Genomic DNA, 21,260 nt, shown 5'->3' with positions numbered 1-21,260 from the left:
ATTCTAGCTCTCTATTCCTTCACACTCAACAACATCCAGACCCCCAACATCAAAAAGAGAATATTGGTCGTCCAGGCTGTCAGTAGCGGTGGCAGGGCTCCGGAGTAGCCGAAGGCGGTCACCAGTGATTGCAGTATGAAATAGGCGACGCCAATGCCCAGGCTCAGGCCGATTCCGATGGCGATATTGCTGTTGCGTCCTCGCTGCAGGGCGAAGGGAACACCGAGAAATGCCATGATCAGGCAGGTGAAGGGGGCTGCCAAACGGTTGTGCATGTCAACCCGATGGCGGGTCGAATCGATCCCTTCCTGGTCCAGTTTGTTGACCATTGTCAGTAGTTGACGGAAGCTGAGCGCGCTGTTGCGATTTTCCTGTAGGGTGAAGTCAGTCGGCAGTCGATTGAGATCGAGTGGTCGGTTCTTGTTTGTGTCGATCTGCAGCAGGTCGCCGTCGGTGGCATCGAAACTGCGCTCTGTCGAGCTTGGGGCTACCCAGGCTCCGTCGACAAAACTAATTTCTGCCGCTTCGACGCGCTGCATGATTTTGGGCGATTCGTCGAGGCTGAAAATAGTGACCCCATGGAGTTTCTGTTGTTGCGGATCAGCAACGCGGATGTTGATAATACGCTCCTGGTCGCGATACCAGATTTCATTCCGCTTGAAACTTGATTCCTGCTTACCTTTTAGTTTGACCTCAAGCAGTTCATTGAGAGCCTTCGCATTGAGGGGGACGACAAACTCGTTAAGGGCTAACAGCAGCAGGGAGAGAGCGAAGGCCAAAAGCATAAAAGGCTGAACAATGCGCCAGAGGCTGACACCGCAGGCGCGCATCGCAGTGACTTCATTGGTTCTGCCAAGGGTTCCGAGTGTCAGGACCACGGTCATCAGTATCGCCAGTGGAAGAATCTGGGCAAAGATGAAGGGGATACTGTTGATCAGGTAGCTGAAATAATCGCCAGCGCTGGCATTGTGATCGATGAAATCGCTGATTTTCTCAAAAAAATCGATCAGCAGGTAAATGCCGACAAAGGCACCAACGCTAAGCAACAGAATGCGCAAAAAGTGTTTCAGCAGGAAACGGTTGAGCATTTTCATCGCTGTTCTCCGTTTCGCTGAAAAAATTTATACGCCCGGCTGATTATTTGTGCCGGCCAACTGAGTATTTTTACAGGTCTTTCAATTGCAGTGCGGTGCAGGAAATAACCGCCACCGATAATGAAACAGAAATTTGGTAGCCACAGGGCGATAGCTGCTGGAACCAGATCTTTACCGGCAAGGGTGCTGCCAATGCTGAGCAACAGGTAGTAGATAAGAGCGATGCCTAAGGCCAGTGCGAAACCAGCCCCTTTCCCTGAACGACTTGACTGCAGACCGAGTGGTACGCCGACCAAAGCGAAAACCAGTGGCGCAAAGGCGATGGCGATGCGTTTGTTTTTTTCAACAGAAAAGCGGGCCTTGCTTTGCTGGTCGGTTGCGGTTTCGTATGCAATATCTAATTCCGGCCAAGACAGTTCGCCACGGGAACGATTGCGGCTTTTGTTTGGTGCCAGTTGTTTGCCTATATCGAGATTGATGTCATAGTTGGTGAAACCGATAATCTGATAGGTGGTCTTCTTTTCATTGGCTGGACGTCGATGAATACTACCGTTGTTCAGTCTTAGGGTCAGACTGAAATTTTCCGGGTTAGGAATAAACCGGCCCTGACGGGCGACGATGGTCGCCGGGGTTTCTCCTTCGCGTTCATCGGAAATGAAAACACCATGCATGATCCCCTGGCGCTCGTCCATGGTGCGCGTATAAAGGACAAGCCCCTCAAAGTCATCATTGAAAATACCGGGGCGGATACCGACGCTCGCTCTGCTTGAAGCGATCTGAAACAGTTTGCTGCGAAACGCGGTCTTGCCGGCAGGTTCGACCGTGGTCGTTAACCATGCGGTCAGCAGGGAAAAGGCAACGGCTAGAACCAAGACGGGCCTTAACAGGGAGTAAAGACTTATGCCCGAGGCCTTGAGTGCAACAAATTCGCTGTCGGCCGACAATCGGCCGAAGGCCAGCAGTATCCCGAGTAGGAACGACAGGGGTACGGTAATGCTGAAAAAAGTCGGCAACAGGTAGCTGAATAGTTGCACAATCTCGCTGGCTGGAACCCCTTTACTGACCACCAGTTCGGTGAGTCGGGGGATTCGTCCCATCAGCAGGACAAAGGTGAAAATCAGCAGGCTCAAAATGACCGGAATGCTGATTTCTTTTATGATGTAACGGTGAATTCGTAATATCGACATGGTGGCGCATATTAGTACAGCTGCAGGCGTCTGTAAATACTGTAAACCCTTTAGTCTTCGGGAAAATGATCGACTTAGCCGGCTAGGCACGGAAGCTTTTATTTAGAAAATTTCACTTGATTGGCGGGCGGTTGAATGTTATAGACGTGCAGTTGTTCACAATACACACGCATCAGGATCTGATCAGGGTGGTTCTCGTAATATTTGAGGCCTGACAGGCAAGACTGTTGCGGAGGAATTAAACCAATCTTAAGGAGTACAGAAAATGGCACAGATCACCATGAAGCAACTGCTCGAAGCTGGCGTTCACTTTGGTCACCAGACCAAGCGTTGGAACCCGAAAATGAAGCCGTATATCTTCGGCGCCCGTAACGGAATCTACATCGTTGACTTGCAGAAGACCGTTCGCTATTTCAAGACGGCCTGTCAGTTCATTCAGGACACCGTTGCCAGTGGCGAGAAGGTTTTGTTTGTCGGCACCAAAAAACAAGCTCAAGACGCTATCGTCGAAGAGTCTCTACGTGCCGGACAGTACTATGTTAACAACCGTTGGCTCGGCGGCATGCTGACTAACTTCTCCACTATCAAAGCCAGTATCGATCGTCTGAAAAAGATCGAGGCGATGTCTGCTGACGGCACCATCGAACAATACACAAAAAAAGAAGCCCTGCAGCTTGAGCGTGAGCGCGAGAAGTTGGAGCGGAACCTTGGTGGTATCAAGAACATGACCAAGCTTCCCGGTGCTGTTTTTATTATCGATCCGAAAAAAGAAGCGATCGCGGTTAAGGAAGCTAACAAGCTTGGCATCCCCGTGGTTGCCGTAGTCGATACCAACTGCGACCCTGACAACATCGAATACATCATCCCGGGTAATGATGATGCTATCCGTGCTATCCGCTTGTTCGCCAGTAAAATGGCTGAATCCTGTCTCGAAGGTGGTCAGCGTCGCAAGGACCAGAAGCAGGCTGCAGCTGAAGGTAAGGATGAGCCGGTTGTTGCGGCTGCAAAAGCCAAGGCACCAGCCAAGGCTAAAGAAGCTCCTGCCAAGGTTGAGGAAGCTCCTGCCAAGGTTGAAGAAGCTCCTGCCAAGGTTGAAGAAGCTCCAGCTAAAGCCGAAGAAGCTCCAGCTAAAGCCGAAGAAGCTCCAGCTAAAGCCGAAGAAGCTCCAGCTAAAGCCGAAGAAGCTCCAGATAAAGCCGAGGAAGCTCCAGCTAAAGCTAAAGCCGAAGAAACCCCAGCTGCTGAGTAGTTTTTCGCGCTACAATTCAGTAAACGCAAAGGCCGCGGCCGGGCTTAGGTCCGGCCGTTGGTTTAGTAACTAAAAAGTAACGGGTTTAGACCTGACAAAAACTATGGAGGAACTAACGTGAGTATTACAGCTGCGATGGTATCGGAACTGCGCAAAAAGACTGGTGCTGGCATGATGGATTGCAAAAAGGCCTTGACCGAGACTGCTGGCAATATGGACGGTGCGGTCGACTTTCTGCGGAAGAAGGGTCTTTCTGCCGCAGCCAAGAAGTCGGGACGGGTTGCTGCCGAGGGGATGGTGGCCGCCATTTCAGAGGGCACCATCGGCGCTTTGGTCGAAGTAAATGCCGAGACCGATTTTGTTGCTAAAAATGAGGCCTTTTCCTCTTTTACTGCTGCCATCTGCAGTGTTGTGTTGGCAAATGATGTCGCTGACGTTGAGGCTCTCAAGTCTCTGGCTTACCCGGAGACCGGTCGGACCGTTGCTGAGGAACTGACTCACCAGATTGCCACCATCGGCGAAAATATGGATATCCGCCGTTTGGCGCGTGTCGATGCCGGTCAGGGTGTGGTTGCTTCATATGTTCACGGAACCGGAAAAATTGGTGTCCTGGTTGAGTTGCAGACCGCTTCGACCGATGAGCGGGTTGTCGAGCTTGGCAAGCAGATTGCTATGCACATTGCAGCCGCTGCTCCTCAGTACCTTGATCGTGACGTTGTTCCTTCTGTCGTGGTTGATAAAGAAAAAGAAATCATGCGCGTTAAGGCACTCGATAGCGGTAAGCCGGAAAATATCGTTGAGAAGATCATTGTTGGACAGATCAACAAGTATTTCGGTGAAGTCTGTCTGCTCGAACAAGCCTTTGTTATCGATCCCGACCAGAAGGTTGGCAAGCTTGTCGAGGCGTTGGCCAAGGAACTCGGTAGCGAAATTAAGTTGAACAGCTATGCTCGTTACCAGCTCGGCGAAGGCATTGAAAAGAAAGAGGATGATTTCGCTGCAGAAGTCGCCGCCCTGAGCAAGTAATTCTATCAAACGCAGGAGCTAACGTGGCAACCAAGTATCAACGAATTCTTCTGAAATTGAGTGGTGAGGCCTTAGCGGGCGATCAGGGTTATGGGATCGACCCAGAGGTTATTATCGGTATTGCTTCCGAAATCAAAGAGGTTGTTGCTCTTGGTGTGCAGGTGGCTCTGGTTATCGGTGGCGGAAATATCTTCCGTGGCCTAGCGGCTTCATCCAAGGGGATGGACCGAGCCAGTGCCGACTATATGGGTATGTTGGCTACGGTTATGAATAGTCTGGCCATGCAGGATGCTCTGGAAAATCAGGGCGTGGTCACGCGCGTGCAGTCGGCAATCGAAATGCAGCAGGTTGCTGAACCCTATATTCGTCGTCGTGCGGTGCGCCACCTGGAAAAAGGGCGGGTTGTCATCTTCAGCGCTGGAACCGGAAATCCATATTTTACTACCGACACCGCCGCCAGTTTGCGGGCGATGGAGATCAATGCCGAGGTTATCCTTAAGGCTACCAAGGTCGATGGAGTTTATACTTCGGACCCGATGAAGAACAGTGATGCGGTTAAATTGTCAACCCTGACGTATCTGGATGTCTTACAAAAGGGGCTGCAGGTGATGGATGCAACGGCAACGTCGCTTTGTATGGATAATAATCTGCCGATGATTATTTTTAATATGACCCAGCGTGGCAATATCAAGAAGGTTGTCGAGGGCGAGCAGATCGGTACCATTGTCAGGGGAGGTGACACGGATGATTGATGAAGTGATGGGCGAAGCCCGTGCAGCAATGGATAAATCGGTTAAAGCGCTGAGAAAAGAGATGACCAAGGTCCGTACGGGCAGGGCATCAACCGCTTTGCTCAATGATGTTCGGGTTGACTATTACGGGGTGCCGACACCCTTGAGTCAGGTTGCTACGCTTTCTGCACCGGAACCACGGCTGATTACTGTGCAACCATGGGAAAAGAATCTGATTTCGGAAATTGAAAAAGCATTGTTTAAGGCCGATCTCGGTCTGACCCCTTCTTCTGACGGCATCTTGATCCGGCTGCCGGTCCCGGCTTTGACCGAAGATCGACGCAAAGAGATGGTGAAAATCATCAAGCGGATGGCGGAGGAAGCTAAGGTTTCGGTTCGTAGTGCACGGCGTGACGCCAATGAAACCTTAAAGATGTTGGAAAAGGAAAAGGAGATCACCGAAGACGATCTCAAGCGGAGCGAAAAAGACGTCCAGCAGGTAACCGATGAGTTTGTCGCAATGATCGATTCTGTTGTGCAGAACAAAGAAGCTGAGGTTATGGAAGTCTGAGTATCGTGCCGCGATAAATATTATCAAAGGAGTAAAGAATGGCTTTGAAAATCAATGAAGAATGCATCGCGTGTGGGACCTGTGTTGATACCTGTCCTTTAGGCGCCATCGTCGAATCGGGTGATATCTACACGATTACTGACGAATGTACCGAGTGCCGCGCCTGCGTTGATAGTTGCCCGGTCCAAGCAATTGTCGACTGAGCGATAGGTTGATCGAATATTAAGGGGGGACACCTTTTGGGTGTCCCCCCTTTTTGTTTGCCATAACGATTTTTCCATTCTTGCTGTTGTGCCATTAATTATGCTAATTTTACGCCTTGTGCTTTTGATTCAAGGGGTAGGGTTTAGTAAATGACGGAACAGGGTCTTCAAGAGAATAAGCCACCATTACAGCATTTGGCCATTATCATGGACGGTAATGGCCGATGGGCAAAGAAACAGGGGTTGCCGCGTATCGCCGGTCATCATCAAGGGGTGCAAGCCGTCATCAAGGTGGTTGATGAATGTGTCAAGGTCGGTATCCGTTATCTGAGTCTGTTCGCCTTCAGTTCAGAAAACTGGGGACGGCCCAGACAGGAAGTTGATGCTTTAATGGAACTGCTACTGCAGTTTCTTTCCTCGCAACGGCAAAAAATGCTCAGTGGTGGTATTCGGTTGCGGGTTATTGGCGATCGATCACGTTTGACCGATTCCGTTCGTCAGGCATTGGTTAAGGCTGAAGCTGAAACGGCTCAAGGTGAAACGCTGACGATGGTCCTGGCTCTCTCCTATGGGGGCCGTGATGAAATTTTGCGGGCAGCGAAAAAGCTCGCTGAGCAAGCCGTGGAGGGGTCCGTTGCCCTCGCGTCTTTCGACAGTCGTAAATTTTCCCTTCTTCTTGATACCCAGGAGATCCCAGAGCCTGATCTGCTCATCCGTACTAGCGGGGAAAAGCGGATCAGCAATTTCCTGCTCTGGCAAACCGCATACTCCGAACTCTATTTTACCGATGTGCTCTGGCCTGATTTTGACCCCCAAGAGTTCTACAAGGCACTTGAGGATTACAGGCAGCGAAAACGGCGCTTCGGCTTGACTGATGATCAACTTGATCCCACTACGGCACCACTGCCTGAAGGAGAGGACCCATTAAACAGCGCATCCTGACAGCCATCATTGCTTTACCTCTGCTGATATTAATGATCGCCTTTGCCAATCCCGTTGTTTTTTCCTTGTTTATGGGAGTGGTCCTGTTTTTGGCACTCCTTGAGTTTAATCGCATGGGGTTGGCGACAGAACATTCTGCTGAACAGTGGCTGGTTGCCGTCTCGGGTGCCGTTATCGCTCCACTGCTTCATTTTCAGCAGACGACCCTCCTTGCACTTCTGCTGGTTGTCACTTTTTTATCGCTGGCGCTGATGTTCCTGTTTCGCTTCTCGGATATCTCAGTCGTCCATCATCGGCTCGGCTGGTTTTGTTTTGGCCTGTTCTATTTGCCGCTGCTTTTGGGCCACCTGGTGTTACTGCGTTCGCTTACTGATGGGCAGGCCTGGATTTTTATGACCTTATTCGTCATAATGACCTGTGACACGTTCGCTTATTTTGTCGGCAGTAATTTCGGGAGGCGGAAACTCTATCTAGCGGTCAGCCCGAACAAGAGTGTTGAAGGGGCGGTTGGTGGCCTGGTCGGTTCCGTACTGGCGGTATTACTTGCCAGTATCTCCTTTTTGCCGATGATCGGCTTGTTTGATGGTATCTTGATCGGGGTGTTGCTCGGAGTTGTCGGTCAATTAGGTGACCTGTTCGAGTCGTTGCTGAAACGGGCTTGCGGTGTCAAGGATTCGGGCAACCTGATTCCCGGTCACGGCGGGATACTGGACCGGCTCGATAGCCTGTTGTTTGCCTTTCCGGTTGTATTTTACCTCGCCAGATTTGGTTATGGCGGGTGAGTGACATAATGAAAAAACTGACTATTTTAGGCTCGACCGGTTCGATTGGGGTTAGCACTCTGCAGATCGTCGCTGCTTTTCCTGAACTTTACCGGGTCGTCGCGTTATCCGCGGGTAATAATATCGACTTGTTGCAGCAGCAGGTCGAAACCTTGCGCCCCAAAATAGTTGCCGTTGCAACTGAGCAGGGTGCGGAAACTCTCGCCTCCCGCCTTAAGGGGGAGGATGTCCAGATTGTTTATGGCGTCGAGGGGATGATTGCCTGTGCCACTTTTGATGAGAGCGACATGGTGGTGGCGGCAATTGTTGGGGCGGCCGGACTGGTACCGACTATGGCTGCCATCAAGGCCGGTAAAGATATCGCCCTGGCCAACAAGGAGACCCTGGTAACGGCCGGATCGCTGGTTATGGATGAGGTCGCCCGGCAGGGCAGCACCATGATTCCGGTCGACAGTGAGCATTCGGCGATTTTTCAATCATTGGCCGGTCAACGCCGCGAGGATATCCGTCGACTGATTTTGACCGCTTCCGGTGGCCCTTTTCGTCAGCATTCCCTCAGGCAACTGGAATCGGTGACGCCGGCAGATGCTCTGGCCCATCCCAACTGGGACATGGGAAAGAAAATATCGATTGATTCGGCTACCATGATGAACAAGGGTCTCGAAGTGATTGAGGCCCACTGGCTGTTTAAGGTTCCCGCCGAGCAGATCGCGGTCCATATCCATCCTGAAAGCATTATTCATTCAATGGTTGAGTATCGGGATGGCGCAGTCATGGCGCAACTCGGTATCCCGGATATGAAAACGCCGATCGCCTATGCGCTCTCCTGGCCGCAACGATTGCCTCTGCAGCAGGAGCCGCTGAATTTGATCCAGGCCGGTTCGTTGACCTTTGACGAGCCTGATTTATCCCGCTTTCCCTGTTTGCGTCTTGCCTACGATGCGCTTGAGGTTGGCGGCAGTTTGCCGGCAGTTATGAATGCTGCCAATGAAATAGCCGTAGAGGCATTTCTGCACAAGAGGATCAGTTTTCTCGCTATCGCGCGTTTGATTGAGGCTGTTATGAAGCGTCATCATTCGGAGGAACTGACCACAATCGACAAGGTGCTGCAGGCTGACCTGTGGGGCCGTCAGGAGGCACGAACCTTGATACACGGAGGTCTTAAATGACAACCATTATTGCCGGAATCCTGATGCTCGGGGTGCTGGTTTTTGTTCATGAACTTGGCCATTTCCTGGTCGCAAAGCGCTGCGGGGTAAAGGTTCTTAAGTTCTCCCTCGGCTTCGGTCCGAAAGTTGTCTCACGCCAATGGGGAGAGACGGAATATCTCATTTGTGCCATCCCGCTGGGCGGTTATGTCCAGATGCTTGGCGAGGGCGGTGGCGAGCAGGGGGAGAGTGCAGAACTCAGTGCTGAGGAGAAGAAGCGCTCTTTTGCCGGCAAGCCGGTTTCAAACCGCTTGGCGATTGTTATTGCCGGCCCGTTGATGAACCTGATTCTGCCGTTATTGATTCTGCCGATCTCTTTTATGGTCGGGGTGCAGATGCCCACCTATGTGGAACAGGAATCCTGTATCGGTTATGTTGCACCCGAATCGAATGCCGCCCAAGGCGGTTTTGTCGCCGGGGATTGTATTGTTTCGGTCAACCAACATCCGGTTCAGATCTGGAATGATGCCAATAAATCGTTTGTCTCCGCCGCTGGCGACCCACTGGTCTTTCAGGTAGAGCGTGACGGTGATCTTTTACAGCTGGAAATTCCGGCAGAAAACGAAAGCCTGCAGGGGATGCAGGGCCTTGGTTTGATGCCGAGACAGGAAGCTCGGGTTGGCGGTTTGGCCGATAATATGCCAGCTATGGTTGCCGGGATTGTCGAAGGGGACTTGATCCTCCAAATTGCCGATCGACAGGTCACTTCCTGGTATGACTTGCGGGAGATTATTCAGACCGTCAATGGGCAAGCAGTTAACGTCCTGCTGCAACGTGGTGACCAACAATTGAGTGTTGAACTGGTTCCTGAACAGCGTGGCGGTGAGGGCGACTATCTTATCGGCATTGCCCCGCTGCAGGCCTCCAAGGTAAAACGCTTTGGCTTTGTTGATGCCATCGGCGAAGGGGCCAGTCGGACCTGGGAGCTGATTGAATTAACGGTGATCTTTGTTCAGAAACTGTTCAGTGGCAGCGTTTCAGCGAAAAACATCGGCGGGCCAATTACTGTGGTGCAGGTTGCCGGCCAAGCTGCGCAAACGGATTTGTCGGCGATTCTTTCGGTGCTGGCTTTTATCTCAATCCAACTGGGAATTCTCAATCTGCTGCCGATTCCGATTCTCGATGGTGGTCATATCCTCTTTAACCTTGTCGAATTGATCACCCGCCGTCCGGTGTCAATCCGGGTCCGTGAGATGTCCCAGCAAATTGGCATGGCGATGTTACTGATGCTGATGGTGCTGGCTTTTTATAACGATATTGTCAGGCTTTGGGGCTAGTAGTGTCGATCGATAAGCTAAAGATCCTGGCTGTTGACAGTTCGTCCATGACTGGCAGCGTTGCCCTTTGTCAGGGAGAAACCCTGATCGCGGAATCGCTGCTGAATGTTCGCAGTACGCACAGCGATAAGCTGCTTAAGCAGATCGACCTGCTGTTGAGCGAAGCCAATTGGCAATTGGCGGACCTTGATGTTCTCGCTGTTGTCACCGGTCCAGGCTCTTTTACCGGGTTGCGAATTGGTGTCGCCACGGTCAAAGGTCTTGCTCAGGTGCTGTCTAAGCCGGTGGTTGGCATCACCTCGTTGCAGATGCTGGCCATGAATCTGCCGTTGTCGCCGGTACCGATTTGTGTCTTTATGGATGCCCGTAAAAAAGAGGTTTACAGCCAACTTTTTAATTGGTGTGCCGCTGGCCCTGTGCCGGTCAGTGAAGCGCGGGTGTTGCCACCGGGACAGGTGTTGAAAGAACTCACTGGCGAGGTTGCTATGGTTGGTGATGGCGTCCTGCTTTATCGGGATATGATCGACGAATACCTTGCCGGTAAGGCATTGTTGCCGCTGGCCCCGGCCCATCAGCCGCGGGCGTCACAGGTTGGTTGGCTGGCGGGTCAGGCTTATGGTCATGGGCAGCTGCTGACCGCCGCCCAATTGCTGCCGACCTATATTCGCCCATCGGACGCGGAGCTGAATAAGAACAAATAAGGAAAGCTTTTTTGAGCGTTGTTCGACTGTTGACATTTGGGCCCCATTTTGATTAGCTATAAACAGTTTTCGGTCCTAGCCCTGACACGCGGAGGTACCAATGGATATTGATCAGAATGTGCTGCAAACGCTCCTCGACAGCAACTCCCATTTCCGCATGCTCTACGAAGAGCATATCCTTTTTGAAAAACGATTATCTGAGTTCGATAGAAAATCCTTTTTATCCCCCCACGACGAACTGGAAAAAAATAAAGTGAAGAAAATGAAACTTGCTGGTAAGGATGCGATGGAGCAAATCCTTCATACTGTAAGCGCCTAAGCCCGGACAGTCACAGCGGGAAGAGTTTATACAGCAAAGGGTTTAAGCAACTGCTTAAACCCTTTGCTGTATTTTAGTTTAAAAATACTGGTGTTTGGTGAGATCAACATTTCAGTGTGGGCACGGCCCCACCGATAGGGTTTACAATCATGAGCGATAAGCGTAGCGATGCAATTACTAAAGGTTTTGAGCGAACTCCCCACCGTGCTTTGCTGAAAAGTACCGGTGTCCCTAGCGAGCAGATGGATAAACCGTTTATCGGTATTGCCTCTTCATTTACCGATCTGATTCCCGGCCACACTGGGATGCGTGACCTTGAGCGGTTCATCGAAAAGGGTGTTCACACCGGTGGTGGGTATTCCTTTATCTTTGGCATCCCCGGGGTTTGTGATGGGATCGCCATGGGCCACAAAGGGATGCATTATTCTCTGCCGACCCGCGAACTGATCGCCGACATGGTTGAGTCGATTGCCGAAGCCCATCGGCTTGACGGGCTGGTGCTGCTGACCAACTGCGACAAGATCACCCCGGGTATGCTGATGGCTGCTGCGCGGCTCGATATCCCCTGTATCGTTGTTACCGCCGGTCCTTCACAGACCGGAGCGGGGCGTGATGGCAAGCGTTTCTCTTTTGTGACCGACACCTTTGAGGCGATGGCGCAGTACAAGGCTGGAGTCATCGACGAAAAGCAGTTGATGATGTGCGAGGATAATGCCTGCCCGACCGCGGGTTCCTGCCAGGGGTTGTTTACCGCGAACACCATGGCGATCCTCACCGAAACTATGGGCATGAGCCTGCCGCGCTGTGCTACGGCCTCGGCCGTATCATCGCTGAAGCGGCGGATTGCTTTTGCTTCCGGGGAAAAAATCGTCGAGCTGGTTAATAATAACGTCACCCCACGACAGATCCTTACCCGTGAAGCGTTTGAAAATGCCATCCGCGTTGACCTGGCTCTTGGTGGCTCGAGCAACACGGTGCTGCATCTGTTGTCGATTGCTCACGAGGCAGGTGTCGATTTGCCGCTCGACGCTTTCGATGAATTGGGTCGCACGACTCCGCAGCTGGCTTCGATGAACCCAGGTGGTATCCATTTTATGGAAGATCTGGATGCCGCCGGTGGCGTGCCTGCGGTACTCTACCAGTTGCGCGATCGGATCAATGATAATCCAACCCTGCTCGGCCCGACCATTAAGCAGATTGTCGATTCTGTAGCCTCGGTTGACGAAGAGGTGATCCATCCTGTCTCTGATCCTGTTCGTCAGGAAGGTGGTCTCGCCATTCTCAAGGGCAATCTGGCTCCTGCAGGGGCGGTGGTTAAGCAGTCCGGTGTGTCGGAGAAGATGATGAACTTTACCGGCCAGGCGCGTTGCTACAACTCAGAAGAAGCGGCTATGGAAGCGTTGATGGGTGGCGAGGTCGTCGCTGGTGATGTGGTGGTGATCCGCTATGAAGGACCAAAGGGCGGGCCGGGGATGCGCGAAATGCTCGCTCCGACGGCTACGCTGATGGGCTTGGGGCTGGGCGACAGCGTTGCCCTGATCACCGATGGTCGTTTCTCCGGCGGTACTCGTGGCCCCTGTATCGGTCACATCTCACCTGAAGCAGCTCAGGGTGGACCTATTGCTCTGGTTGAAGATGGTGATTCGATTACCCTCGATATCCCCAACCGCACCCTGACGCTCGATTTGGCGGAAGATGTTTTGGCCGAACGACGCAGTAAATGGCAGGCGCCGGAGCCTAAGATCAACAGTGGTTGGCTGGCGCGCTACGCCAAGGTTGTCACCCACGCCGGGACAGGTGCCATTTGTAAGGCTGATTAACACTGTTCTATAAAAGTGGTCAGAATACGGAAAGTATATTGATTTTTATATCTTCGGGGCGTTAAACTCCCTTTTCTTATCGCCGACAGCGGATCATCGGGCTTTTCCGCTGTCGGTATTTTAATTATCGCAAAAAATTGAGAGCCAGTAGCTGCTCACCGGCTACAGAGGAGGTTCAGGTGGAATTAACCGGATCGCAGATTTTACTTGAGAGCTTGCAAAAAGAAGGAGTCGATACGGTTTTCGGTTACCCCGGTGGTGCCGTTATCAATATCTATGATGACCTGTTCGATTCGCCCCTTGAGCACATTTTGACCCGGCATGAACAGGCGGCTGTCCATGCTGCTGATGGTTATGCACGTTGTACCGGTAAGGTCGGTGTCGTTATCGCCACCAGTGGTCCGGGCGCGACCAATACCGTCACCGGTATTGCCACCGCTTATATGGATTCAATCCCGATGGTGATTATCACCGGTCAGGTGCCGACTCCGCTGATTGGCAACGATGCTTTTCAGGAAGCAGATATGTGCGGGATTACCCGCCCCTGTACCAAGCATAACTTTCTGATTCAGGATATCCGTGATCTGGCAAAAACGATCAAGGAAGCCTTTTATATTGCTAGGACGGGTCGTCCTGGGCCGGTATTGATCGATTTCCCGAAAGATATTCAAGTCGCTAAGCACAAATACAAGTATCCGGAAAAGGTCAGCCTGCGCGGCTATAAACCTACCTATGAAGGCAATAGTCGGCAGATTGAAAAGGCCGCGAAGCTGTTCTTTCAGGCCAAGCGACCAGTTCTCTATGTTGGCGGAGGGACTGATCTTTCTGGAGCGAACAGCCAGTTGCTTAAGTTGGCTGAATTGACCCAGACTCCGGTGACCACGACATTGATGGCGATGTCCGGATTTCCGCAGAATCATCCCTTGGCGTTGGGGATGCTCGGCATGCACGGGACCTTTTACGCCAATATGTCGGTGACCGAGTGTGATCTGTTGATTGCGGTCGGTGCTCGTTTCGACGACCGGGTGACTGGTCGGATTGATAGCTTTGCCAAAAAGGCCAAAGTTATCCATATCGATATCGACCCGACGACAATAAAGAAGAATGTTGCCGTCGATTTACCGATTGTCGGTGACTTGAAAGATGTGCTCGGTAAGCTTGTTGATATAATGGGCGAAAAGCAAGTGTCTCTGCAGAAGTTGATTGAGGCGACCGGCGACTGGCGCAGCACCATCAGCGAATGGAAGACCGCCCACCCGATGTCTTACCAGGCGTCCGACACGATCATCAAGCCACAGTTTGTCATCGAACAAATCCGTGAATTAACCGCAGACGATGCGATTATCACTACTGAGGTTGGCCAGCATCAGATGTGGACGGCGCAGTTTTTTCAGTTTCTACAGCCGCGTACCTTTTTGACTTCCGGCGGCCTCGGCACTATGGGCTATGGTTTGCCGGCAGCTCTTGGTGCCCAGGTGGCTTTTCCCGAGCGGCAGGTGATCGATATCTCCGGTGACGGTTCCTTTCAGATGAACTCGCAGGAACTGGCGACTCTGGTGCAGTATCGTTTGCCGGTAAAAATCGCTATCCTCAACAATAATTTCCTCGGCATGGTCCGCCAGTGGCAGCAGATGTTTTTCGATAAGCGCTACAGTCAGACCTGTATGGAACTGCCGATCGACTTCGTTAAGCTGGCAGAAGCTTATGGAGCGACCGGTCTGCAGGCGACTAAGCCTGGTGAAGTGGCATCGGTTATCAAAAAGGCCTTGGAGACACCGGGTCCGGTATTGATGGAATTTAAAGTGGCGCGCGAAGAAAATGTGCTGCCGATGGTTCCGGCCGGTAAGGGGATTCACGAAATGGTTCTGGCCTCTTAATTTTGAGCGCCGTTAGATTTTGATTTGGCCAGCTGTTGGCCGGGAGGATTAGCAAAGATGAAACATACAATTTCTGTTCTAGTTGAAAATGAATTCGGCGTGCTCGCGCGAATTTCCGGGCTGTTTTCCGGCCGTGGTTTCAATATCGAGAGTCTTTCCGTGGCACCGACTCTGGAACCGAATATTTCACGCATGACCCTGGTCACGCGTGGTGATGATCGGATTCTCGAACAGATCAACAAGCAGCTCAACAAGTTGATCTCGACGATCAAGGTCGTCGATTTTACCGGTGAAGAATATGTTGAGCGCGAGCTGGCACTGATCAAGGTCACCGCAGAAGCCGAGTCGCGTGCCGAAGCGCTGCGAATTGTCGATATCTTTCGAGCCAAGGTCATCGACGTGACTCCCAAGTCATACACCATTGAAATTACCGGTGCTCCGACCAAGATTGATGCCCTGTTAGAGTTGCTGCGGCCGATGGGAATCAAGGAAATCGTCCGTTCCGGCCCGGTGGTTATCGGCCGAGGTCACAAAGGGGTCGCCTGTTAAGTCTGGCGGATGTGACTGTCGGCAGCAACGACTCGATTGCTAGCATCGCTGCTTGTTTGGGTGAGGTTAAGTCAGTTGTTTTTGCGGCATGCCGTGGTTTAAAAAAGAAGATCGAGCAAAAGAAAAACGAACTATGAGCATGGTCTTCGCAGTTTATGAGTGAAATCCTGCTAAACAATTATATTTTTCTATGGTAAAAGGGGCAGTCAAATGATACTGCCCTTTTTTCTATTTTGGAGTAGAACCCATTATGCGTAATCAGAATCAGCCGCTCGCTAGCGAGGGATATCCCTTTATCGCCCTCTTTGCCTTTGTTACTTTGGTTTTTGCACTGCTCGGTTGGGGCTTTTTGACCTTTGTTTTGTTGCTGTTGACCCTGTTTACTGTTTACTTTTTCCGTAATCCGGAACGGATCATCCCCGAGGGTGATGATCTGGTTATCGCACCGGCCGATGGAAAAGTGATCTTCGTTGGTGATGTCGAGGAACCGCGTTACTTCCAGGAGCGGGTGACCAAGGTCAGCATTTTTATGAACGTCTTCAATGTTCATGTAAACCGCGCCCCCTGTACCGGCAAAGTTGTCGAAATGTATTATCAGAAGGGGCAGTTTTTGAATGCTTCTCTCGATAAGGCGGCAACCTGCAATGAGCAGGGTGGCATTTTACTTGAGGCCGAAAATGGCAAACGGATTCTGTTTGTGCAGATTGCCGGCCTTGTGGCGCGTAGAATTGTCACCTACCCGGTGGTTGGCGACCTGTTGCAACGGGGCATGCGCTACGGCTTGATCCGTTTCGGTTCTCGGGTCGATATCTACTTTCCGCAGGGTAGCGATGTCACCGTGACCCTGGGAGAGAAAACCGTTGCCGGTGAAACCGTCTTGGGGACTTTGTCTTGAGCGAGCAAGTGACTAAAAGTGATAAGCGCGAAAACCTGCGCAAGGGCGTTTATCTGCTGCCGAACCTGATTACCTCTGGCAGTATGTTTGCCGGTTTTTATGTCATCATCGCTTCGACTGATGGCAATTTTGTCCGTGCCGCCTGGTTTATCATGCTCTCAGCGATCCTTGATGGTCTGGACGGCAAGGTTGCTCGGATGACTGGGACGACCAGTAAGTTCGGCATGGAACTCGATTCGCTGGCGGACGTGATCGCCTTCGGCGTGGCCCCCGGAGTGCTGATGTATACTTGGGCGCTTAAGCCCTTCGGCAAACTCGGTTGGTTGGCTGCTTTTCTTTATGTCGTTTGTGGCGCTTTGCGTCTGGCGCGATTTAACGTTCAGTCATCAACCGTTGAATCGAAAAGTTTTGTCGGTATGCCGATACCAGCTGCTGCTTGTATTGTTGCGACCTGCGTTCTCCTGTTTTATGAGTTGGGTGGCACCGGGACGATCAAAATGGTTTCGGTTGTGCTGCTGGTATTTCTGCTTGCCTATTTGATGGTCAGCAATGTGAAGTATTTTTCTTTGAAAGATCCTGATCTGTTTAAGCGGCAACCGTTCATGATGCTGGTTGGTGCCATCATGGTTTTGATCGTGATTGTCGCTAAGCCGGAAATCATGTTGTTTGTCATTGGTATGACTTATATGGTTTCTGGACCGATCGGCCACCTGTTTAATCGTCGTCAAGATAAGCAGACCGATTCTCTATCGCCGCCGGAATCATAACCTTTTGTTGAGAAAGAATTCTGTTTCGGCGTATCGAAAAAAGCAACAGGGGGAGAACTGGTCATAAAATCAGCTTGACTTGTCCAGTCTTTTCCGGTTGAATCTCACCTTACAAGAAAAGCGTTGAAGAGGAGTAGTAAGCTTTCTACCCGTTTTAGAGAGTCGGCGGTCGCTGCAAGCCGATACGGGAAGTTGCTGAACTCGCCTTGGAGCTGCAGAGATGAAGCTGATCGTTAGTTTCTGTCGTGAGCCTGCGTTAAGGGACAATGAAGGATTTCGTTGCAGTTTAGCGAAATCGAATCAGGGTGGTACCGCGAAGCTTTAAGCTCTCGCCCCTGTTACAGGGCGGGAGCTTTTTCTATTTTGGCTCCCCGACATTCAACTATGAATGCTGAAAGGGGGTGGTTCTGTGTGGAATCTGACCTAGGTGACCTGCAACTGAGATCTGAAGTAGACGAGATTGACACAAAAACTGCCCCGGTTGAGACCGATGGGCCTTAAAGCAGATGAGGTACGAACCATGAGCCAAAAAGAGCAGATTATTATTTTTGACACCACGTTGCGTGATGGTGAACAATCCCCGGGCGCAAGCATGAATATCGAGGAAAAGGTCCGCATCGCCCACCAGTTGGAACGGCTGAATGTCGATGTTATGGAGGCTGGCTTTCCTATTGCGTCTGATGGTGATTTTGAGGCGGTCAAGAAAATCGCCCAGATCATCAAGGGACCGCAGATTGCCGGTCTGTCTCGGGCCAATAATATGGATATCGACCGGGCCTGGGAAGCATTGAAATACGCTGGTGAACGAGGACGTATCCATACCTTTATTGCGACCAGTGATATCCATATGGAGCACAAGCTGAAGATGAGCGAGCAGCAGGTGCTTGACGCCGCCATCGCTGCGGTTAAACGTGCTGCCGGTTATACCCCGAATGTTGAATTTTCGGCGGAGGATGCGGCACGCACCCGTTTGCCTTTTCTCGCTCAAATTATCAAAGCGGTTATCGAGGCTGGTGCGACCACGGTTAATATTCCTGATACCGTCGGCTACACCATCCCTTCGGAATATTACGACATCATCAGCTACTTAAAAGCCAATGTCAGTAATATCGATAAGGCGATCATTTCGGTCCACTGTCATAATGACCTTGGTCTTTCGGTCGCAAACTCCTTGGCGGCGGTTCAGGCCGGTGCGCGTCAGGTTGAGTGTACCATCAACGGTATCGGTGAGCGTGCCGGTAACTGTTCACTTGAAGAGGTCGTCATGGCTTTGCGGACTCGGCATGACATTCTTCCTTTCACCAACAATGTGGCTACGGAGCAGATTGTTCCGTCGAGCAAGTTGCTTACGACCATTACCGGAATACAGGTACAGCAGAATAAGGCGATCGTCGGTGCCAATGCCTTTGCTCACGAAGCGGGCATCCATCAACATGGCATGTTGATGAATGCGGAAACCTACGAGATTATGACTCCCGAGTCGGTCGGCTTGAACCAGAGCAAACTGGTCCTCGGCAAGCATTCCGGCCGTCACGCCTTTATTGATCGCCTTAAAGAGCTTGGTTATGATCTGAACAAAGAGGAAATTCAAAAGGCTTTCGTTCGCTTTAAGTCGTTGGCGGATATGAAAAAAGAGATCTTTGACGAAGATCTCGATGCCATTGTTGCTGATGAGGTCTTGCGGGTCACCGAGACTTACAAATTGTTGCAGATGAATGTCAGTTCCGGTTCTTTTGCTTCTCCGACGGCGACGGTCGAAATGGAAGTGGAAGGTGAAGTGAAAAAGACTGCAGTGATGGGTGATGGTCCTGTTGATGCGACCTTCAAGGCGATCAAAGAATTGACCGGCACGTCTTATCCGTTGTTAAACTTCTCGGTTGGTGCGATTACCGGTGGTACCGACGCTCAAGGGGAGACGTCTGTGCGTCTCAAAACGGACGAGCGCGAAGTTCTTGGGCAGGGTGCCCATCCCGATATTATCGTCGCCAGTGCTAAAGCTTATATCAACGCACTGAATAAAATTGTCAGCTTCGCCAAGCGTGTGCGTGGCGATATTTAATAATAACTGTACCTCTGTAATTAGGATAAATAACAGGAGAATTTCATGGGTAAGACGTTAGCAGAAAAGATATTTGATGCGCATCTCAGAGATGAACCGTTTCCCGGTGCAAAAGTACTCAGTCTCGATCGGGTGCTCTGTCATGAAATCACCACACCGGTGGCGATTGCTGATCTGGAGTGGCGCGGTAAGGACCGGGTTTTTGATCGCGACAAGATCAAGGTCGTTATCGATCACGTAACGCCATCCAAGGATACCAAGACCGCGACTCAGGCGAAGATCCTGCGCGACTGGGCGCGACGGCATGAGATTCCCGATTTCTTCGATGTCGGTCGCAATGGTGTCTGCCATGCTATTTTCCCGGAGAAAGGCTTCATCCGCCCCGGATTCACCGTCATCATGGGTGATAGTCACACCTGTACCCATGGTGCTTTTGGCGCCTTTGCTGCCGGTGTTGGTACCACTGACCTGGAAGTTGGCATCCTCAAAGGGGTTTGTGCTTTTCGTGAGCCGACGAGCATCCGGGTCAACCTGAACGGTGAACTGCCCAAGGGCGTCTATTCCAAGGATGTGATCCTCTACGTTATCGGTCAACTTGGCGTTAACGGCGCGACCGATCGGGTCATCGAGTTCCGTGGTCCGATCGTCGATCAGATGAGCATGGATGCACGCATGACTCTCTGTAATATGGCGATCGAAGCTGGTGGTACCTCCGGCGTTTGTATGCCGGATATGGTCACCGTTGACTACCTCTGGCCGTTCATTCAGGATGAATTCGCCAGCAAGGAAGCGGCGCTGGCTGACTATAGCAAGTGGGTTTCCGATGAGGATGCCAGTTATGATAAGGTCCTGGATATTGATGTTTCGGAGCTTGAGCCGCAGGTGACTTACGACTACAAGCCGGACTGCGTCAAACCGGTCAGTCAACTTGCCGGTGCTCGGGTCGATCAGGTCTACATCGGAACCTGCACCAATGGGCGGATTGAAGATTTGCGTCAGGCTGCTGAAGTTCTTAAGGGCAAGGTTGTTGCCGATTCGGTACGTGGCATTGTTTCACCGGCCACACCGAAGATTTTCAACGATGCCCTCGAAGAAGGCCTCATCAAGATATTTATGGATGCCGGTTTCTGTGTCACCAACCCAACCTGTGGCGCCTGTCTCGGTATGAGTAATGGCGTTCTGGCTGAAGGTGAAATTTGCGCTTCGACCAGTAATCGTAATTTCAATGGTCGGATGGGTAAAGGCGGCATGGTTCACTTGATGAGCCCTGCGACCGCTGCGGCGACCGCCCTTACCGGTGTTATCACCGACGCCAGATCCCTTTAAACGGAGCGAGGAGCTAAAAGAATGCAGAAAATATTTGGTGGATCGGCAATCTTTCTCGACCGGTCCGATATTAATACCGACGAAATTATCCCAGCCAAATACCTCACCGAGGTGACTAAAGAGGCTTTGACTCCGTACATTCTTGAAGATCTTAAGCTGGATGGTTTTGATCCCAATGGTGCCGCACTGAAAAACGCGACGGTGGTTATCTCGCGGGAGAACTTCGGTTGTGGTTCTTCACGCGAACATGCGCCCTGGGTCTTTGAAGTCAACGATGTACACACCATCATTGCAGAAAGCTACGCCAGGATTTTCCGTCAGAATATGTTCAATTGTGGGATGCTGGCAATTGAGCTGCCCAAGTCAGATATTGACCAGTTGATTGCTCTACAGCAAAGCGGTTCGGTAGAAATTGCCGTGGATCTCGACGCTCAACAGTTGACCGCTAAGGCAGGCAGTGAAGCGAAGCAGTTTTCTTTTGAGGTCAGTCAATTTGATAAGGCACTGGTTGAAGCTGGTGGTTGGGTTGAATTTGCCGATGCCCGATACTAAAGACCATTTCGAATAAGTAAAAAAGAGCCGGAAGCGAAAGCTTCCGGCTCTTTTTTGTTTGGATATTTGCTCTTGGTGAGATCGTCCATAGCGTACTTACTCTTTTGCCGCTTAACGAAAAAAGG

At 51.3% G+C, this 21,260-nt stretch carries 21 protein-coding genes and 1 other annotated feature; of the genes, 19 read left to right on the top strand and 2 right to left on the bottom strand.

Going from position 1 to position 21,260, the window contains the following annotated elements; all coding sequences use genetic code 11:
- Window positions 1-11 precede the first annotated feature (11 nt).
- Both lptG and lptF read right to left on the bottom strand, forming a co-directional pair.
- Entirely contained in the window at window positions 12-1,094 is a 1,083-nt protein-coding gene (gene lptG, locus ACZ5PT_RS18495; RefSeq protein WP_464264491.1) for an LPS export ABC transporter permease LptG, read from the bottom strand.
- A complete protein-coding gene (gene lptF, locus ACZ5PT_RS18490; protein WP_464264490.1) occupies window positions 1,091-2,281 on the bottom strand; it encodes an LPS export ABC transporter permease LptF in 1,191 nt (396 codons plus the stop codon). Before lptF ends, lptG begins: the two co-directional genes overlap by 4 nt.
- A gap of 265 nt (window positions 2,282-2,546) precedes the next feature.
- On the opposite strand from lptF, the gene rpsB reads away from it, so the two are divergent.
- The 19 genes from rpsB to leuD all read left to right on the top strand — a co-directional run bounded on the left by rpsB (window position 2,547) and on the right by leuD (window position 21,135).
- Window positions 2,547-3,530: a 30S ribosomal protein S2 gene (rpsB, locus tag ACZ5PT_RS18485; RefSeq protein WP_464264489.1), complete on the top strand. Its 984-nt coding sequence runs from the start codon at window positions 2,547-2,549 to the stop codon at window positions 3,528-3,530.
- A 117-nt stretch (window positions 3,531-3,647) separates the two neighbouring features.
- On the top strand, window positions 3,648-4,556 hold the full coding sequence (tsf, locus tag ACZ5PT_RS18480) for a translation elongation factor Ts (protein WP_464264488.1): 909 nt from the start codon (window positions 3,648-3,650) through the stop codon (window positions 4,554-4,556).
- Between the two features lie 23 nt (window positions 4,557-4,579).
- Window positions 4,580-5,308 (top strand): UMP kinase, encoded by a 729-nt coding sequence (gene pyrH, locus ACZ5PT_RS18475; RefSeq protein WP_464264487.1) that lies wholly within the window; start codon window positions 4,580-4,582, stop codon window positions 5,306-5,308.
- Window positions 5,301-5,858, top strand: a complete 558-nt coding sequence (gene frr / locus ACZ5PT_RS18470) for a ribosome recycling factor (protein ID WP_464264486.1) — start codon at window positions 5,301-5,303, stop codon at window positions 5,856-5,858. Before pyrH ends, frr begins: the two co-directional genes overlap by 8 nt.
- A 38-nt stretch (window positions 5,859-5,896) precedes the next feature.
- Complete coding sequence (locus tag ACZ5PT_RS18465; protein WP_464264485.1) at window positions 5,897-6,061, top strand: DUF362 domain-containing protein; 165 nt, start codon at window positions 5,897-5,899, stop codon at window positions 6,059-6,061.
- 150 nt (window positions 6,062-6,211) lie between these two features.
- On the top strand, window positions 6,212-7,003 hold the full coding sequence (locus tag ACZ5PT_RS18460; RefSeq protein WP_464264484.1) for an isoprenyl transferase: 792 nt from the start codon (window positions 6,212-6,214) through the stop codon (window positions 7,001-7,003).
- A 32-nt stretch (window positions 7,004-7,035) separates the two neighbouring features.
- The gene (locus ACZ5PT_RS18455) at window positions 7,036-7,785 is read left to right on the top strand and encodes a phosphatidate cytidylyltransferase (RefSeq protein ID WP_464264483.1); all 750 of its coding nucleotides are present in this window, start codon (window positions 7,036-7,038) and stop codon (window positions 7,783-7,785) included.
- Window positions 7,786-7,793: 8 nt separating this feature from the next.
- Complete coding sequence (locus tag ACZ5PT_RS18450) at window positions 7,794-8,954, top strand: 1-deoxy-D-xylulose-5-phosphate reductoisomerase (RefSeq protein WP_464264482.1); 1,161 nt, start codon at window positions 7,794-7,796, stop codon at window positions 8,952-8,954.
- Window positions 8,951-10,270 (top strand): RIP metalloprotease RseP, encoded by a 1,320-nt coding sequence (gene rseP, locus ACZ5PT_RS18445; protein WP_464264481.1) that lies wholly within the window; start codon window positions 8,951-8,953, stop codon window positions 10,268-10,270. The genes ACZ5PT_RS18450 and rseP overlap by 4 nt, the downstream gene beginning before the upstream one ends.
- A gap of 2 nt (window positions 10,271-10,272) precedes the next feature.
- Window positions 10,273-10,971: a tRNA (adenosine(37)-N6)-threonylcarbamoyltransferase complex dimerization subunit type 1 TsaB gene (tsaB, locus tag ACZ5PT_RS18440; RefSeq protein WP_464264480.1), complete on the top strand. Its 699-nt coding sequence runs from the start codon at window positions 10,273-10,275 to the stop codon at window positions 10,969-10,971.
- A 100-nt stretch (window positions 10,972-11,071) separates the two neighbouring features.
- Window positions 11,072-11,290, top strand: a complete 219-nt coding sequence (locus tag ACZ5PT_RS18435; RefSeq protein WP_464264479.1) for a DUF465 domain-containing protein — start codon at window positions 11,072-11,074, stop codon at window positions 11,288-11,290.
- Between the two features lie 149 nt (window positions 11,291-11,439).
- Complete coding sequence (gene ilvD, locus ACZ5PT_RS18430) at window positions 11,440-13,110, top strand: dihydroxy-acid dehydratase (RefSeq protein ID WP_464264478.1); 1,671 nt, start codon at window positions 11,440-11,442, stop codon at window positions 13,108-13,110.
- A 179-nt stretch (window positions 13,111-13,289) separates the two neighbouring features.
- Window positions 13,290-14,987, top strand: a complete 1,698-nt coding sequence (ilvB, locus tag ACZ5PT_RS18425) for a biosynthetic-type acetolactate synthase large subunit (RefSeq protein ID WP_464264477.1) — start codon at window positions 13,290-13,292, stop codon at window positions 14,985-14,987.
- Between the two features lie 57 nt (window positions 14,988-15,044).
- A complete protein-coding gene (gene ilvN / locus ACZ5PT_RS18420; RefSeq protein WP_464264476.1) occupies window positions 15,045-15,536 on the top strand; it encodes an acetolactate synthase small subunit in 492 nt (163 codons plus the stop codon).
- 250 nt (window positions 15,537-15,786) lie between these two features.
- A complete protein-coding gene (locus ACZ5PT_RS18415; protein WP_464264475.1) occupies window positions 15,787-16,431 on the top strand; it encodes a phosphatidylserine decarboxylase family protein in 645 nt (214 codons plus the stop codon).
- Window positions 16,432-16,439: 8 nt separating this feature from the next.
- Complete coding sequence (gene pssA / locus ACZ5PT_RS18410) at window positions 16,440-17,198, top strand: CDP-diacylglycerol--serine O-phosphatidyltransferase (RefSeq protein ID WP_464264474.1); 759 nt, start codon at window positions 16,440-16,442, stop codon at window positions 17,196-17,198.
- Window positions 17,199-17,312: 114 nt separating this feature from the next.
- Window positions 17,313-17,538: a binding site (T-box leader), on the top strand.
- 180 nt (window positions 17,539-17,718) lie between these two features.
- Window positions 17,719-19,257, top strand: coding sequence for a 2-isopropylmalate synthase (locus ACZ5PT_RS18405; protein WP_464266766.1), 1,539 nt, complete (start codon window positions 17,719-17,721; stop codon window positions 19,255-19,257).
- Between the two features lie 45 nt (window positions 19,258-19,302).
- Window positions 19,303-20,583: a 3-isopropylmalate dehydratase large subunit gene (locus tag ACZ5PT_RS18400; RefSeq protein WP_464264473.1), complete on the top strand. Its 1,281-nt coding sequence runs from the start codon at window positions 19,303-19,305 to the stop codon at window positions 20,581-20,583.
- Window positions 20,584-20,604: 21 nt separating this feature from the next.
- The gene (leuD, locus tag ACZ5PT_RS18395) at window positions 20,605-21,135 is read left to right on the top strand and encodes a 3-isopropylmalate dehydratase small subunit (protein WP_464264472.1); all 531 of its coding nucleotides are present in this window, start codon (window positions 20,605-20,607) and stop codon (window positions 21,133-21,135) included.
- Window positions 21,136-21,260: the final 125 nt, after the last annotated feature.

This window comes from Desulfuromusa ferrireducens (genome assembly GCF_055389805.1).
Note: the sequence above shows the minus strand (reverse complement) of the source record. Positions and strands in the feature narration are given on the sequence as shown.